The following is a 17,916-nucleotide window of genomic DNA, read 5'->3' as shown; positions in this document are numbered from 1 at the left end:
GTGGCGATACCCAATCCCAGGAACTCGCTGGGCGAGTACGCGTGGGTCTGGGACGCCATCTGCTGGGTGAGCGCCGGGGAGGCGTGGCCCAGCGGCGACGAGGATCGCATGCGGGAGTTGGCCGACGCGTGGCAGGCGTTGGCCGACACGGTAAGCGAGACGCTCGGTCAGGCCGACCCGGCGGTCATGAAGATCCTGCAGAGCTGGGGCGGTGGTGCCGGCGAGGCGTTCGGCGGGTTGTGGAACCAGATCGGCGTGGACCCGAACACCGGTCTGCCGCTGATCCAGGAGATCTCCGCCGCGTACGCCGCAGGCTGCGACCAGGCCGCTCTGGAGATCGAGTACGCGAAGCTGACCGTGTTGATCGCGGTCATCATCACCGTCATCGCGGTCTTCGTCGCGCTCCTGATGGCCTGGCTGGGTGGGGTGTCCGCCGGTGCCATCCCGGGCATCCTCGCCGGTGGTCGGCAGGCGGTGACCATCGCCTTCCGCCGGTTGATCGCCCAGATGGGTCGGCAACTGCTGACCCGGGCGGGAATGCGGGCAGCGCTCCGGCTGTCCGGTACCCGGCTCGGTCAGATGGCCACCAGCCAAGGCTTCCGGCGGGGCCTCAATCGCCTCGGTCGTGAGTTGGTCGAGGAGATCGGCGAGGAGCTGATCATCGACGTCGGTGCCCAGGCGTACCAGATGCACACCGGCACGCGGCGACAGTGGGACGGCAACCGGACCCTCACCGCCGGCGTGGGTGGCGCCTATGGTGCGGTGCTCGGCACCGGCATGAACTGGGCCGGCCGGCGGGCGGCGCCCCGCATGCCGTTCTCGTTCAGCCCGTCGCAGCTCTCCTTTCGAGGCAGCGGCCTGGTGCGGTGGGGCAGCACCAGCCTCGGCTCCGGCGCCCAGAACGCCGTCATCTCGCGGGCGGCCAGCGTGCTCGCCAACGGCACGGTCAACGGACAGTGGGCCATGCCGGGAGCGGACGCCTTCCTGGGCGGCTTCACCAGTGGCGCCGGCCGCACCGGCGCGACCCTCGCCGGTGGCGCCACCGGCAACCTGATGGCGCGGGGCACGAACGCGATCCTCGGCAGGCTGGGGTCGACGTCGCCTGAACGTCGGCCCCGCCGGCGGGACCGACCCCGGCCTCGGCGTCGGAGGGGCGAACGGCCTCGGCGACCTCGGCGGCGGTGCCAACGGCGCCGGTTCCAGCTCGACCGGGGCGGCTCCACGTCGGGTGCCGGCGCGACCGGTGGCGGCACGGGCTCGGCCTCGGGTGGCGGCTCGGCTGCCTCCGGCGGTGACTCTGCGGCTGGCGTCGGTGGATCCGGTTCGGACGGTGCCGGCAGCTCCAGCGGAGCGGGCGGTAGCTCCGGCGCCGGGACGACCGACACGGGCGGCGGCACGGTCCAGAACGGCGCCGGTACGGTCCCCGAGAGCGGAGCGGGCTCGATCAGCCTCGCGCCTCCCTCAGCGGATGGTTCGGTGGCACCGACCACCGATGATTCCGCCGCACCGGTGAATGGCGGGGCACCGACCGGAGACACGGCCACGACCGCGGACCCGTCGGAGGTCGGCGGCAACACCGGAATCCAGGTGGCCGTCCCCGCCGATGTGACGGCCACGGCGCCGGACGGCACTCCGGCCGTCAATGACGGCGGTACCACCGCCAACGACCAGGGCGGCGCGCCGGACAGTCGGAGCGCGCCGGTAACCGAATCACCCGGCACGGACCGGGCCAGCACCGATACGAACACCGACACCGCCGTCAGCGACCGGACGACGAGCGAGGCGACGGTTCAGACCGACGGTGGTCTGGTCACTGCCCCACCGCCGGAGGTGACAACCGCCCCGGCCGGCGACGGCTCGACCGGGTCCGGCCGGACGATGACCGGCAGCCCGGTATCCGAAGGCCCCTCCGCCACCGGGGACGTGCAGCCCACCGTGCTACCGGGTACGGCGACGGCATCCCCGGTGACGGCTCCCGCCGCTCCGGCCGTAGGGACACCTCCTGCCACGGTCACGCCGACGGGCCCGACCGCCGCAACGACCCCGGCGTCCCCCACTGGTGCACCTGCCGCAGCTGGCCCGCAGGTGGCGAACGCCCCCAACAGCTCGACGCCGACCACGAGCGGTACCCAGACCACGGGCACCCAGCCCGCCGGCACCACCGCCACGCAACCGACCCCCGGCCGGGGTACGCCGGTCGGACCGACCGTCAACCCGACAGCGGCGAACACGGCCGGCTCGATCTCCCTCGCGCCCGCAACGGGCCCGACCACGACGAACCCCGCACAGCCCACCGCATCCACTCAACAGGTCGGGCCAACCCAACAGCCGGGTACGCCGGCCCAACAGGCCACCCCGGCTCAACCGGCACAGTCGAGACCGGATGCGCCGACACCCATCCCGGCCGACCGGCTCAGCCCGACGGTGCCGGCACAGACGGCGGGCATCGAGTCGGCGACGCCGTCCCTGGACGCGGCTCCGACCGCCGACACGGAAACGGACCCGAACGCCGAGCCCACCGATCCGGCCCAGCAGCGCACCGACGGGCCGGTCGTGATCCCCGTGCCCACCAGCAGCGGCACCGTCCAGAGCGGGCCGACGAACCCCGGCCCCGAGACGGCGACCGGTCCGGTCGACCCACAGACCCTCAGGCGGTCGGAGGGACCGACCGGACGCGGTACCCACAGCTGGCAGCTCGATCCGACATCGGTGGACGGCGACCCCAACGGCCCCGAAGCGGAGCAGGCCCTGATCGAGGCGTCCCGGACGCTGGCCGAGACCGTACGGAGGGAGGTGAAGGCCGGAACGATATCCAAGAGCAAGCAGCCCGGCATGGCCGGTGCACTGCTGATGCCCGACGGCAGCATCACCACGCACACCAGCATGACCGCCGACAAGAGCACCAACCCGGCTACCCAACCCGCCGTGCATCCGCTCGCACAGGCGGCGCTTGATCGTGCAGCAACGGCGCTGCGTACGGAGAAGGGCGGCGGACATGGCAAGTGCGCCGAGGTCGCCCTGATTTCCGACCAGCTCTACCTACTGGAACAGCAATGGCGGAACGCTGGGGAGCCGGGGAACTTCGAGCAATATGCGCTGAACGCTCTCCGAGGCGCCAAGATCGTGACGCATCAGATCGCCACCGCTCGGTCCGGTGGCGTCACATACGAGCTTGGGCACTACCGGCCGCCGTGCCGATCGTGTGCGCACTTCCTGCCGGAGTTCAATGTCGAACCGATCACCGACCCCGAGCGAGACGTCACCGTCTACCAACCGCCGGTACCCGGGGTGGTGGGCAACGGGCTGCCACTGAGCGACGGTCGGCCGTACGGGCAGCCGGAGGGTCTGCTGCCGCCGGACCAAGCCGATCAGGATGCGCTCGACGCGGCCGTTCCCCGGGATCCGGCAACCGGGCGGCCCGCCGTGCACCCGGATCCACGGCTCGGTTCGTGGGCCGACTTGCTCAACGATGGCGGGCCGACCGTTCCAGGACGCGCAACGAACTGCGCCGATGTTGGGCTATCCGTCCTGTCGGCCTGGTACGGACGTCCCGAGGTAGCGGCGCCGACAGTCCCGTCAGCCGAGGTGGAACGGGGCAGCACCACCCGGCAGGAGCAGGCACTGCGGTCCACCTTCGAACACCACGGTAGTGGCGCTCGCGGGTTGGATGCGGTCGCTGACGCTCTCCGCGCGGCTGGTCCCGGGGCTGCTGCCCTCATCATCGGCCAGTGGCCGGGCCCTGATGGCCGCGCCCATACCTGGAACGCCGTGAACCACAACGGCACGATCATCTGGGTTGACGGGCAGCGTGGTTTGGTCTCCGATATCGCCCCGCTCTACGCCGGTGAGGTGGACGGCGTCTGGTCGATCGTGCTGGATGCCGAGGGCGATCCGGTCGGTAGGGCCACGCCCGAAGCCAGCACACCGGCTCCGGTCCCGCCGGCCTCGACCGCGGACCTACCGACCGGAGGTCGGGATCAGAACGACTTTCCCACCGGGCGGCCTGGCGCAGCCGTCGACGCGAACAACCCCGACCGCACGCCGGACGACCCGAACGGTACCGACCGGACACTGGCCGACCCGACCACCCCAGACCCAACGCTGAGTGACCCAAGCACGCCGGATGCCATGCCGGCTGATCCGAGCACCCCGGATGCGAACACCGATCAGGATCCCGCTCCGGCCGTCTGGCCGGACATGCAGGGCTGGCCGATGCCGGACACCCGGCAGTTCGGGCCGGAGCAGTTGGCGCCGCTGGAGGATCCGCAGTACCAGGACGACGTCGAGGACAGCCTGCGTACTCCGGAGGGGTATGAGGTCTTCGCCGACCCTTCGACCCATCCGTACGGTCAGCTGATCAACGACGGTGGGCCGGATCAGCCCGGTCGGGCCAACAACTGTGTCGACACGATCCTCGCGGCCCTGGCCAGCTTCTACGGCGATCCGCAGGTCTCGCATCCGCGTTGGCCGGACCGGCTCGACGACGGCACCGTCGACACCACGCTTGGCGAACTGAACGGCTTCGGCCGGATCGAGAGCTGGATCGGTGGCGACTGGACCGGGGACAACGACACTCTCCCGGGTACCCCCGCCGAGCGGACGGCCGCGCTGGCTGACCAGTTCGAGCAGCTGTACCAGCGGGTTCGCGACGCCGGCCCGGGCGCGGCCGCGGTCATCGCCGTCGACTGGATCCTGTTCGACGAGAACACCGGCGACCCGCTGCTCGACGCCGAGGGCAACACCCAGCCGGCCGGTGAGCACGTCTTCCTGCTCGTCTATCCGCAAGGCGCGGACGGGCCGGTGTGGTGGGATCCGCAGTTCGGCAGCACCACCACCGATCCACTGCCGGGCGACTATGTTGGACTGACGCACAACCTGTGGTCGATGGAGGTGCAGCCCACCCATGCCGATGAGCAGGGAGGAAGCCCGGCAACTGGTGACCAGGTTGCTGGGGACGGACAACCCGGTGGCGGTGTTCCCGTTCGAGTTCGGCTGGGCGGCCCAGGAGACACTCTCCCCGCAGCAGCGGGCGCAGGGCCGACAGCTGGGCCAGGGGGTCTTCATCATCGACCAGACGGGGGTGGTGACCGTGCATCCCAGCCTGCCGCCGCCGTTGATCATGAAACGGTACGCGGCGGCCCGCCGGGAGGGCCGGATCACCGGCCGGCAGGTCTGGCCGGCGCCGGATCCGATGGACTGAACGACTCCGACGCCACACCTGACAGTCCCTACCTGGACGGGCTGCCGGACACCGACCGGGCCACCCTGCTCGACGCCCTGACCGAGGCGGCGACGGAGGCCGACCAGATCCTGGCCGACCTGCACAGCGTCAACGCCGAGGTGAACGCGCAGCTCGGGCTGACCGGCGCGGACGCGCTCAGCACGCTCGGCGAGCAGCACCGCGTCAAGGGTGCCGAGTCCCTGGCCCGCAAGTACCGCACCGAGCTGGAGCCCCTCGGGTACGACATCGGTTCGGCGCTGGACACCGTGAACGACGTGGTGCGGTTCTCGGTGCGGGGACCGGAGTCCGAGGCGTACGGGCCGGCGGTGGACGCGCTGCTGACCTCGCTGGAGTCCCGGGGCTACCAGGTCACCGACCTGAAGAACTTCTGGCACCCGGGAAACCGCTTCTTCGGCCTGAACTGCACGCTCACCGCACCGTCGGGGCGTACCTTCGAGCTCCAGTTCCCGACGGACACCAGCTACAACGTCGGTAAGCAGACCCACGACCAGTACGAGGTGATGCGTGACCCGGCGCAGTCGCCGGCCGCCCGCGTACACGCGTTCCTCGACATCCTGGCCGTCAACAAGGCCAACGGCATCGCGGCGAGCATGCCGGGGGGCATGGACAGCGCCCGGTTCGACACGCCGAAGGACACCAGCTTCGCCAAGTGGATGACGTCGCCCCGGCAGGCGAGTATCCGGGAGTCGTACCTCGACTGGCTCGGACAGCAGGGCCTGACGTTCGCCGACGTGCTTGCCGCGCGAGGATTGGTCCTGTCCGACCTGCCGGGTCTGGACCCTGACCTGATGGGGGGCGCGCATGGCAGCGCTGACGTTCGGTTACTTCCTCCTGCGGAGACCGGAGGATCCGGACGGCCCGCCGGTCAACCTGATCGCGGAGGCGGACAGCGCCGGGCCGACCCAGGCGGTGATCTGGGACCGACCGAAGCGAGCGTGGACGTTCCGCCCGGACGTGGCGGCGGCGATCCTGTGGGCGAGTCCGGAACGCCACGAGATCCAGCAGGTCGACCGGGCGACGGCCGAGCGCCAGGTGGCGCACTTCGCGACGGTGCCCTTGCCGACGGAGGACGAGCTGACGGAGATCTGCCGCTCGGCGGCCTGACCGCAGACGTCGCAGGTGCCCCGGCTCGCCCAGTCGAGCCGAGCCATGCCGGCCCTGGTTCGCCGGAGGCGGCCGGAGCCCCGCACGCGGCGCCGCTCGACACCGACCACGGGTTGGCGCAGACCCGGCGCCTCGGGCCGGGTGAGCTGGCACCGTTGGAGGATCCCGGCTACCAGTGGGAGGTCGAGCAGAGCCTGCGTACGCCGGACGGGTATCTCTTGTTCGCCGACCCGTCCACCCACCCGTACGGTCAGCTCGTCAACGACGGCGGCCCGGGCCAGCCGGGTCGCGCCAACAACTGCATGGACTCCGCGCTCTCGGCGCTGTCGAGCTTCTTCGGAGATCCCCGGGTGTCCTTCCCCCGCTGGCTGGACATCCGCCCGGACGGGTCGATCGAGACGGTGACCGGCGAGGCGAGTGGGCTCGACCGGGCCGAGGAGTGGCTCGGCGTCGAGTGGTCCGGCGGATCGGAGGGGCTGCCGACAACTCCGGCCGAGCACGCGGCGGCCGTCGTCGAGCAGTACGCGCAGCTTCATCAGCGTGTCGCGGCGGCCGGTCCAGGTTCGGCGGCCCTCGTCGTGGCCGAATGGGTCAGGACGGATCCCCTCAGCGGCGAGCTCGTCCTCGACCGGGGACACGTGCAGGTCCAGGATTCGCACGCCTTCGTCGTGGTGTATCCGGAGGGTGCCGACGGACCGGTCTGGTGGGATCCGCAACGAGGGACGACGTGGCCGCAGCCGCCGGCCGCGTACCTGGCACAGACGTATGCGCTGTGGTCGATGGAGACCATGGCGGAAAGGGTTACGGATGACGGAGGACGAGGCGCAGACGCTGATCAGGCGCCTGCTGGGCACGGCGAACGAGATCGAGCTGCACCCGTTCGAGTTCGGCTGGCTGGCGAAGGAGCAGCTGTCCCCACAAGAACGGGCGGAGGGCAGGCAACTGGGCCACGGGAGCTACATCATCGACCGGACGGGAGTGATCACAGTTCAGATGAGTCTGCCGGTACCGCTGCTGATCGCGGAGTACACGCAGGCCCGCCGCGAGGGCCGGATGACGGGTCGACAGGTCTGGCCGACGGAGGAAGCGACGGCCTGACGCCGCCGGTCGAGCCGGCCGGGGAGGTTGGTCCATCCGCCGTCGACCCGCCGCCGGGCGACTCCGGGCCCGCAGCCGACGCGGACGGCCCCGACCTGCGGCAGGCGGCAGCCGGTACGACCTTCGGCGGCGCGCTGCTCGACGCCGACGCCGGGCGTACCAGGACCGCCGTCGAGGCGGCCCTGACCACCGGGCCCCTCCCCGACGGGGCGAGTGCCGACCCCGCCACCGCCACAGTCACCCTGGCCACCCTCGACGGCCCCTATCCGGTACGCGTCGAGCCGACCCCGGTCGCGGCCGACGCGGCGGTCGCACCGGTGGCCGCCATCCGCTACACCTCCGACGGGGCCGTCGTGCAGGTCTCCACGAGCGCCCACCCGGACCACGTCCGGCGGGCGGTGGCGGCGGCACTAGCCGAAGTGGACGCGATCGCCCAGCAACGGGCCGAGGGGCTGCGGTTCGACGCGACCACCGCACTCGCCGAGGGCGCCCGGCCGGAGGGTGACGGCACCCGCGTGCTGACCGCACGCGACCTCGGCCACCTCGCCGAGCTGCGGGTGGTGCTCGCCGACAGCGCCACCGCCAGCGATCCGGGAACCGCCGGTCAACTCCGCGCCGAGGCACTGAGTCTGCTCATCGCCTCCGGTCTCCTCGAACAGGATCCGGCGCACGTCGTGCACGGGCTCGGTGGCAACACGCCGGTGGTCGGGCCGGAAGCGGCCCGTGCCCGCCTCGACCTGATCCACCATCTCCTCGGTCCGCTCGCCACCGAGGTGGAGACCCTGATCGGGCTCGCGCACGGTGATGGGCAACAACTCGTGACCGACATCCGGGCAGCCCAGTCGGCGATCCGCGCCGAGGCGCGTGCCTGGGCGCAGCAGGCCACCGCCCTGCGCGATCAGGCCGATCTGGCGTTGACCGCCAGGGTGGACGCCACCCTGGGCGTTGCGCCCGACCACGTCTTCGACCGGCTCGTCATCGGTGGTGGTTGGGCCGCTACCGCCGACTTCGTCACCCTGGGTGCCGCGGCGGACGCCGGCCACGGCCTGCCGCCGGTGCTCTGCATATCCCAGGGACACGACCCGTGGGCGGAGCGCCAGGCGCTGCTGATGGGGCAGGTCCCGTCCGAGCTGGAAATTCCCGGCCTGCCGTTCCAGCCGGCCGACCTGGCCGAGGAGGGCACCCAGTTCACTCCCTCCGACGTCTTCGCCGACGCGGTGGGCGCGGCGCGCGCGCTCTCCGGCATGCCGACCTACCAGGGCACCGCCACCTCGATCACCCCTCGACCGGCCGACGCCACGGGCTGGCCCGACGGTGCCAACTTCCGGGTGACCGTCAACGGCCGGGACATCTACACCACCTCGGTCGACATCGCCAGCGGGCCGGGACCGTCCCGGGTACCCAGCGTCCCGACAAACGCCACCGGCACGTACGTCGACCCGAACACCGGGTACCGCGTCGACCGCTCCGGCGGCACGCCGCTGTTCCAGGACCCGGACGGCAACCCGATCGCACCGGAGAGCGTGCCGCCGGGGGTACGAGCGGTCCTCGGTGGCCCGGGCACCAGCCGGGGTGATCTGCCGCTGCTCGCCGATCTGACCGGGCGACCCACCGATCCGCTGGTGGTCGACCCGATCTCCGGGTACGCGGTGGACGTCACGACCGGCCAGGTCGTCGACTCCGGCGGCTCGCCGGTGGACACCGGTGCCCTGCCCACCGAGGTCGGGGCCCGGCTGGGCTTCGCTCCGGACGGGTCGTTCAGCGATCCTCGGCCGGCCGCGCCACCTGTCGACTTCGGTGGGCAGAACCTCGCCGACGCGTACCGCCCCGGTGACCGGGTGCTCGTCTTCGGCGCTGGTGCCTCCGGCGCGTGGGACATCGAGCAGGCAGTGGCGTCGCCCGCCGCGAGCGTCGACTGGTCGGCCCGCGCCATGGACCCGCCGCCCGACCAGCTCACCGGTGACCCGGACCAGGACGCCGAGGCGCGCCTGCGGTACAGCTTCGGCGGCGGCTACAACCGGCGGAACACGCTGCCCGACGTCGGTGCCTACGCCGACACGGTGCAGAGCCAGGTCGACCGATCGCTGCGGGAGATCGTCAGCCTCCGGCACACCGTCGACGGCGGCTTCCTGGTGGAGTTCACCGACGGCAGCCGCCAGGCGTACGACCGGGTGGTGCTCTCGATCGGCCAGGCGGCCGAGTTCCCGGGAGGCGTCGCCGGCCTGCTCCCCGACCTCGACCTCGCCCCTATCGAGGGGCCGGCGACCGATCCGATAGGCGTCGCCGACGTGCTGGGACTTCACGACGGCAGTGGTCAGCTACGGGTTCTGGGCGCGGCAAGTGTGGCTGGCCCCGTGCTCGGCAGGGTCGACGAGACGGTGGGGGAGGCGGTCCGCCGCCAGGCCGGGGCGCTGCCGGCTGACTCTCGGGGAATCGCGCCCAGCATCCGGTTCCATGCTCAACGGATCGCCGAGGCCAACCGGCCGGCGCCGCCGGCCGCACCAGGCGACGGTCCGACCACACCTGGTTCCCCGTCCGGGCCGGACGCCTCAGACCTCCTCCCACCCGACACCGAGCCAGCGCCATCCCCATTGGACGTCGAGCCAGGGCAGGGCTCCGTACCGGGCGATCAGTTCCTGCCCGAGCGGGGGCATCTCGACCGAGATGGGCTTGCCGTCGATGTCCTGTCCGTATCCCTGGGCGGTGACCTCGACGGGGTTGCGTCGCAGGTCGACGTAGCGCAGGGCGGGCAGGTTACCGGTGGCGGCGAGGGCCTCGGCCCCGGCCGGCCCGATGCCGCAGCGGGCCAGGCCCAACCAGCGGAGTCGGCGCAGGTGAGGGGAGTCGACGAGCGCGGCGAGCCCGTCGTCACCGATCGGGTTCCCACGCAGGTCGAGGGCGATCAGGCGGTCGAGACCGGCGACCTGGGCGACGTCGGTCATGTGGCCGGCGGCTTCGGTCAGGACCAGGTGTCGGACGGGGTGGTGGGCCCAGACCTGCTCGCTGTGGTCGATGAAGGTACGGGCGGTCATGGTGACCGATTCGATCAGGCCGTTGCGGATCCGCCAGTCGGCGAGCAGGTGCGCGACGCCGGCGGCGAGCCGCTGGCGGAGTCGCCGGTGCAGGAGCATCACCTCCCGCGTGTTGCGGATTCCGTCGAGGTCGAGGCGGATCAGCTCGGCGTGCTCGGGGTCGGTGGTCTCGATGGCGTCGGCGTAGCGTCGCCGCAGGTCGAGGTCGTCGGGGTCGGCGAGGATGGCGGCGTAGAGGTCGGCGGGCGTGGCCATGACGGCAGCGTATCGACGGACGGCTCGGGCACCGCCCCTGGTGGCCCGTCGTTGCCGGAGAGTCGACGGTTCGGGCCGGGAGAACTGGCACCGCTGGAGGATCCACGGTTCCAGGACGATCTCGCGGCGAGCCTCGCCACCGGGCAGGGGTACGCGGTCTTCGCGGATCCGTCGACCCATCCGTACGGGCTGCTGGTGAACGACGGCGGACCGGAGCAACCCGGTCGGGGCAACAACTGTCTCGACTCGTCGCTGGCGGCACTGGCCAGCTTCCACGGTGATCCGCAGGTGTCCGTACCTCGCTGGGCGGACCGCTTCGACGACGGCTCGATCGACCGCGTCACCGGCGAGCGGGGCGGACTGGAGCGCGCCGAAGCGTGGATCGGCGGGGAATGGATCGGTGGTTCGGGCAACCTGCCGACGGACCTGTCCGCCCGTACCGACGCGGTGGCCGCCCAGTACGCGAACCTCTACCGGCAGGTGGCGGACGCCGGCCCCGGAGCGTCGGCGTTGGTGGTGGCCGACTGGCTGTTGCTCGATGCTGCCGGAAACGTGCTGCTCGACCAGGCCGGCCGACCTGAGGTCGACAGCTCCCACGCCTTCGTGATCGTCTTTCCGGCGGGTGCCGACGCGCCGGTGTGGTGGGATCCGCAGACCGGGACGACATCGGCGGAGATGCCCGCCGCCGATGTGCGGGAAACCCACGCACTCTGGGCGATGATGGTGCCTGACGGAGAGGGGCGAGTTGACCGAGGACGAGGCGCTGACGCTGATCAGCCGACTGCTGCGGACCGGGAATCCGATCGTGCTACGGGAGTTCGAGTTCGGCTGGCTGGCCCGGGAGAGACTCTCGGAGCAGGAGCGGGCCTCGGGGATGCACGTGGGCCAGGGCAGCTACATCATCGACCGCTCGGGAGTGGTCACCGCGCACACCAGCCTGCCGCCACGTCGGGTGATGCAGGAGTACGCGCAGGCGCGACGCGAGGGCAGGATCAAGGGCCGCCAGATGTGGCCCGAGGCGGACCCGACAGCCTGACCCGGACCGACGGCTCGATGCCGTCGGACGATCCGACCGGACCCACCGGCCCAGGTGGCCCGCCGGGACCGGGCACCGATCCCGCGACCGACACTGACGGGCCCGACCTTCGCCGGGCCGCCGCCGGTACGACCTTCGGTGGTGCACTGCTCGACGCCGATCCCGTGCGGACCGGGGAAGCCGTCCAGACCGCCGTGGACGGCGGAGCGCTACCCGACACCGCCCACGTCGACCCGACCACCGGCACCGTCACCCTGGACACGTTGGACGGTCCGTACCGGGTGAGCATCGAGCTGACCGATCCTGCGGCCGACGTGCCACTCGTCCCCGTCGCCACCGTCCAGTACCACCTCGACGGTGCGGTGGTGCGGGTGTCGACCGGGGCGCATCCGGACCACGTCCGTCGCGCCGTGGCCGCAGCCCTGGCCGAGGTGGACACCGTCGCTCAGGAACGGGCCGCCGGGCTGCGCGTCGATGCCACCACGGCGCTCGCCGAGGGCGCCCGGACGGAGGGCACCGGTGCCCGGACTGAGGCGAACCGTGGCACCCCACCCGTGCCGTGGTCCGCCAGTGGCGGCTCCGCGTCGCCGGACTCGTCAGACCTGGTCCCAGTGGACAACGCCGTACAGCCGCCATCCCCACTGCTCGTCGAGCCAGGGCAGGGCTCCGTACCGGGCGATCAGTTCCTGCCCGAGCGGGGGCATCTCGACCCACACGGGCGACCCGTCGATGTGTTGTCCGCAGCCCTGGGCGGTGACGTCAACGAGATTGTCGGAGAGGTCGGCGTAGCGCAGGGCGGGCAGGTTGCCGGTGGCGGCGGCCAGGGCCTCGGCTCCCGCCGCGCCGATGCCGCAACCCGCCAGCCCGAGCCACCGCAACCGGCCCAGATGGGGGGAGTCGACGAGCGCGGTGAGCCCGTCGTCACCGATCGGGTTCCCGGTCAGGTCGAGGGCGATCAGGCGGTCGAGACCGGCGACCTGGGCGACGTCGGTCATGAGGCCGGCGGCTTCGGTCAGGACCAGGTGGCGGACGGGGTGGTGGGCCCAGACCTGCTCGCTGTGGTCGATGAAGGTACGGGCGGTCATGGTGACCGACTCGATCAGGCCGTTGCGGATCCGCCAGTCGACGAGCAGGTGCGCGACGGGATCGGCGAGCCGGTGGCGGATCCGTCGGTGCAGGAACATCATCTCCCGGGTGCCGTCGGTCCCGGCGAGGTCGGAACGGATCAGCTCGGCCCGCTCGGGGTCGGTGATTTCGATGGCGTCGGCGTAGCGTCGCCGCAGGTCGAGGTCGTCGGGGTCGGCGAGGATGGCGACGTCGAGGTCGGCGGGCGTGGCCATGACGGCAGCGTATCGACGGGCGACTCGATCACCGCCGGTGCCGTTCCGGGCTCCACCTTCCACGGTCTGGGCCGACCGGTCGCCGACCCGGCGGTGGTGCTGGATCTGGCCCGGTCCGCGCTGCCGCAGGTGGCGCAGTACGCCCAGGTGGACGCGGTGATCCCGGTCGGGCCGGACCTGTTCGAGATCCGCTCTGCCGGGCGGCATCCACTGACCGTACGGCTCAGCAGCGGCCCGTTGGCCGACGGTCTGGTGGCCCGGTCGACCCGGGACCCGGACGGCGTCCTCACCGTCACGGTCTCCGACCGGGCCGCCGAACCGGTGGTGGCGCGGGCGTTGGCGCACGAGGTCGCCGAGCTGGCGGCGCTGCACGAGTCCGGTCGGGCGCTGGTCGGCCCGCTGGACCCGGGCAACGTCCAGGGCCCCATCGACCCGGCGGGGCTCACCGCCCACGACCGGGGCCGGATGGCGGAGATCCGCCTGCTCGCCGCCACGTACGCCGCCGCCGACCCGACCACCCGACCGGCCGTACGCGCCGAGATCGACGCCCTCGCCGGTCACCTCGGCCTGCGGGTCGGCGACCCGGACGTCCGGTCGCGGTGGGCGCTCCTACCCCGGGACGTGCTGGCGCACCTGATGCAGCTGAGCGTGCCGTCGATCACGCCCGAGGCGGTCGCCACGGTGCTGGCCGGTGCCGCGACCCTCACCGAGGTCGAGCAAGTCAGGATGTTCGACTACCGGGCCAGACTGGCTCCAGACTTCCAGGTGCCCCAACAGGCGGACCTGGACGCCCGGCTGCGGGAACTGGCGACCGAGGCCGAACACACGCAGGCCGGCATGCCACGGATGTCCGCCTTCGCCGGACAGATCGTCGGTGTCCCGCAGGCGCAACTCAACCGGATCCGGGCGGTGGATCCGCAACTCGCCGACCGGCTCGCCACCGAGGGCATCTACGTCGACCTGACCGGCCGTTACGACCTGCGGCCGTACATGGTGCCGAGCGTGCCCGCCGTCGACCTCGGCGCCGCACGCCCGACGTTCGACCTGGCCACCGAGGCCGGGCAGCGCGCCCAACTGCACGAGGACCGGCAACGTGCCCGGGCGGCACTGCGTGGTCTCCGCGGTGACCAGGCCGCAGCCCTGCTCACCGGACACGACTTCCACTACCAGGGCACCGCCAGGTGGATGGGGCTGGTGCCGGACGTCCTGACCGAGGCGCTGCGCAGCATCACCCCGGCGCCGACGACCACCGCCGCCACCGTGGAGAACTCCGCGACACAGGAGACGGCCGGAGAGATCCAGGTCTCGGCCGACCGGGTGACCCTGCCACCGGAATCGGCCAACCAGTCCGGTCCGGTCTACGGGTCGGCACTGGACGCCCGCACCGGGCAACCGCCGCCGCTGTTCGACGGACCGCCGACGCGGGAGGACGTACAGCAGGGAGCGCTCGGCGACTGCGGCATGATCGCCGTGATCGGCTCGGTCGCCGGTCGACTTCCGGACAGCATCGCGCGGATGTTCCACCCGAACCCGGACGGCTCGGTCGACGTGGTGCTGCACGAGACAAGTGGTCCCGGTCGTGCGATCACGCCCACCGGTCGACAGCTGCGGGTCACCGTCTTCCCGGACGTGCCGTTGCACCCGAACTCGAACGGCCACAGCGCGTACGCCGACCAGTCCGTGGTCGGATCGGCCTGGGCGTCGCTGCTGGAGAAGGCGATCGCGGCGATCGACCGTACCTGGACCCAGCAGCGCCACGACCAGTGGCAGCAACAGTGGACCGCCCGGCCGGGAGTGGACGCGGCCCAGGCGGCACCGCTCGGTTACGCCCGGCTGGACAACGGCAGCAGCCGCCTGGTGCAGGCCGAGTTGCTCAGCCAGCTCACCGGCCTGCCGACCGGGGTCAGTGAGCTGGACCCGACACCGGGCCGGGAAGCCGACGTCGAGGCACGGCTGAGGGGCCTGTTGACCGCCGGCAGCCCGCTGATCACCGGTAGTCGGACGGCCGACGCCTACGCTGCCCAACCGGGCGGCAAGCCACCGTACGGACTGGTCGCGGGGCACGCGTACGAGATCGTGTCGGTCACGAACGGCGAGGTGCAGCTGCGCAACCCGTGGAACGCGCAGCATCCGGCACCGATGCCGCTGCGCGCCTTCCTCGACCTGATGAGCCCCTGGTACGCCCACGTCGAGTTGGCCCGTAGCAGCGTGGGGGCGCTGCCCGACTCGGCGTTCCACGGTCAGGGCCGGCCTGCCGCCGACGCCCCCGCCGTACTGGACCGGGCCACGCTGGTGCTGCCCAGCCTGGCCGAGCAGGTCGGCGCGGACCAGATCGTGGCGGTCGGTCCCGACGCCTTCGAGGTGCGCGCGCCCGGCCTGGCGCCGCTGCGCGTCCGGGTCACCGCGGCCCCGCTGGCCGACGGCGTGGTGGCGCAGACCATCCGCAACCTGGACGGCACCTTCACCCTCACCGTCTCCGACCGTGCCGGTGACATGGCGATCGACCGCGCGGTGGCGCACGAGGCCGCCGAACTACTGGCCCGGCACGAGGCTGGTACCGCACAGGTCGGGCTCTTCGACCAGGGCGCAGCGGAGGGGCCGATCGATCCCGCCGGCATCTCGGTCCGGGACCGGGGCCGGGTGGCCGAACTGCGCCTCATGGCCGCCTGGTACGCGCAGGCCGACCCCGCCGCCCGGCTCGCCCTGCGAGCCGAGATCGACACCCTGGTCGACCGCCTGGGCCTGCGCTGGGGTACGCCCGACGCAGCCGCCCGCCTCGCGTTGCTACCTGCCGATGTGTGGACCCACGTGATGCAGCTGAGCCTGCCGGTGATCACACCGGAGGCGGTGACCAGCGCCCTGGCCTTCAATCCCAACCAGACGATGGTCGAGCGTTTCCGCGCCATCGACTACCGGGGTCGGCTGGCCCCCGACTTCCAACCGCCGCCCGCCGCCGACCTGGCCGCGAAGCTGCGGGAACTGGCCGTACACGGGGAGCAGAGCCAGTCCTCGCTACCCCGGATGCCGGCCCTCGCCGGGCAGCTCATCGGCCTACCGCCGAACCTGCTGGACCAGGTCCGCCGGCTTGACCCGCAACTGGCCGACCGGCTCGCCACCGAGGGCATCTACGTCGACCTGACCGGCCGCGTCGACCTGCGCCCGTACACCCTCGAAGGCGCTCCGGAGTTCAACCTGGAGAGGTCGGTACCCGCGTACGACCTGAACACCCCAGCCGGCCGAAACGCGCTGCTGGACGAGGACCGAGCGCGGGCGTACGCCGCCTTCCACGTGGAGTACGGGTCGAATCCCGCCGCGGTGGCGGTGCTCACCACGCACAGCTTCCACTACCAGTCAGACGCGCGGCGGATGGGGCTGGTGCCGACGGCGCTGACCGAGGCGCTGCAGGCGATGATGCCCCCCGACCCCGCGGTCGCGACCGAAGTCACGCCGACGGTGACCACCGACGAGGTCACCGTGGTTGCGGATCGGGTGACTCTGCCCGAAGCGAAACGTAAGTACCCGATCGAGTACGGCCGCGCACTAATTCCGGAAACAGGTCAACCAGCACCGCTTTTCGACGGTCCACCCCGCCGGACGCAGGTGCAGCAGGGCATCCTGGGCGATTGTGGAGTGCTGGCCACGGTGGCGGCCCTCGCCGGGCATCAACCGGAGAGCATTCCCCAGTTGTTCCAGCCGCAACCGGACGGCACGGTGGACGTTCTGCTGCACGAGACTGTGCTGCACGAAAATGGATCGGCGGCGACCGGTCGGCGCATCCGGATCAACGTGCGACTCGACCTCCCGGTGCATGCCGGCAGTTCCTGGGCAGCGTACGCAAACCAGACACTGGTCGGAACTAGTTGGGCATCGGTGCTAGAGAAGGCGCTCGCTGCGGTCGACCGAACCTGGACACAGGATCGGCACGAGCAGTGGCAGCGTGAGTGGCGCGGGTGGGAGAGCAGGGACGATCCGCACCGTGCCGCTCCGATGGGCTACGCGCGGCTGAACGTCGGCAGCACTACCCTGATGCAGGCCGAGCTGCTCACCCAGCTCACCGGTCTGCCGGCCCGGCAGACGCTCCTCAATACCACGCCGGGTCAAGAGGTGGCGGTCGAACGTCAACTGGCGGCCCTGCTCGCGGCCGGCAGTCCGATCACCATCGCGACGTGGCCGATGCGTATGTATCCAGGGCTGACTACCTTGCCCCACGCACTTGAAGAGAAGCACGTATACGAAATAATTGCGGTTCAGAACGGTCAAGTGCAGCTACGCAACCCCTGGAACAGTGAGCATCCGTCGCCAATGCCGGTGCGGGCGATGCTGGACCTGATGGTGCCGTGGTGTGCGCACCTGGATCAGTCAGCGGTTGTCGCTCCGCCGTCGCCTCGGAGGGGTGGTGGCTCCGCAGCGAACGGCCAGCCTTCCGTGCCGGAACCCCGTACGTCCGTCGAGCAACTCCTTGATCGTCCGCCGGCCGTTCCGAACCCGGGCTCTCCACTGGTCGATCGGCCCGGCCTGCTGGCTAAGCCTGCCTCGCCGCCGCGCACCATTGGTCGCACCCATCTCGATGACGAGCAGTACGCGATCAACTACTTCGCGCTTCTCGCTCCGAACGGTAGCGTGGCTGGCCTGATGGTGTCCGAGGTAGGCGGCCAAGGGCGCTCGCTGCACTGGACGGCCGGTGGCGTGGCGGCGGGGCAGGCGACGCCAGCACCGGTGGGTCGCGCGGAGGCCGAACGTGTTGCCCGCGACGTGCTCAACTTCGTGCTTCCCGCCGAGCCGGCGCTGTACGACATGCTGGACACTTGA

3 protein-coding genes and 2 pseudogenes are annotated in these 17,916 nt (G+C 71.6%); 3 read left to right on the top strand and 2 right to left on the bottom strand.

Going from position 1 to position 17,916, the window contains the following annotated elements; all coding sequences use genetic code 11:
• Positions 1 to 7,056, top strand: a pseudogene (locus ENC19_RS31970) (toxin glutamine deamidase domain-containing protein); the annotation flags it as partial.
• 2,937 nt (positions 7,057 to 9,993) lie between these two features.
• Here ENC19_RS31970 and ENC19_RS31965 read toward each other — a convergent pair.
• Positions 9,994 to 10,386 (bottom strand): hypothetical protein, encoded by a 393-nt coding sequence (locus tag ENC19_RS31965; protein ID WP_408058115.1) that lies wholly within the window; start codon positions 10,384 to 10,386, stop codon positions 9,994 to 9,996.
• On the opposite strand from ENC19_RS31965, the pseudogene ENC19_RS31960 reads away from it, so the two are divergent.
• Positions 10,279 to 11,379 (top strand): annotated as a pseudogene (locus ENC19_RS31960) (toxin glutamine deamidase domain-containing protein); the annotation flags it as partial. The gene ENC19_RS31965 and the pseudogene ENC19_RS31960 overlap by 108 nt on opposite strands.
• Before the next feature lie 984 nt (positions 11,380 to 12,363).
• Here the strand turns inward: ENC19_RS31960 and ENC19_RS31955 are convergent.
• Positions 12,364 to 12,762 carry a hypothetical protein gene (locus ENC19_RS31955; protein WP_408058114.1) on the bottom strand — a complete coding sequence of 133 codons (399 nt, stop codon included), beginning with the start codon at positions 12,760 to 12,762 and terminating at the stop codon, positions 12,364 to 12,366.
• Between ENC19_RS31955 and ENC19_RS31950 the strand changes: the two genes are divergently transcribed.
• Positions 12,655 to 17,916 carry a C2 family cysteine protease gene (locus tag ENC19_RS31950; RefSeq protein WP_408058113.1) on the top strand — a complete coding sequence of 1,754 codons (5,262 nt, stop codon included), beginning with the start codon at positions 12,655 to 12,657 and terminating at the stop codon, positions 17,914 to 17,916. The two genes, ENC19_RS31955 and ENC19_RS31950, sit on opposite strands and share 108 nt — an antisense overlap.

Origin of the sequence: Verrucosispora sioxanthis, from assembly GCF_010560025.1 — a bacterium.
Classification (GTDB): Bacteria; Actinomycetota; Actinomycetes; order Mycobacteriales; family Micromonosporaceae; genus Micromonospora; species Micromonospora palythoicola.
This window is presented reverse-complemented; position numbering and strand designations above follow the sequence as displayed.

What these genes read in the sequence shown, in the direction of transcription:
- ENC19_RS31965 (WP_408058115.1), bottom strand. Translation starts at nt 10,386, where the DNA reads ATGACCGACGTCGCCCAGGTCGCCGGTCTCGACCGCCTGATCGCCCTC.
- ENC19_RS31950 (WP_408058113.1), top strand. Translation starts at nt 12,655, where the DNA reads ATGGGGGGAGTCGACGAGCGCGGTGAGCCCGTCGTCACCGATCGGGTT.
- ENC19_RS31955 (WP_408058114.1), bottom strand. Translation starts at nt 12,762, where the DNA reads ATGACCGACGTCGCCCAGGTCGCCGGTCTCGACCGCCTGATCGCCCTC.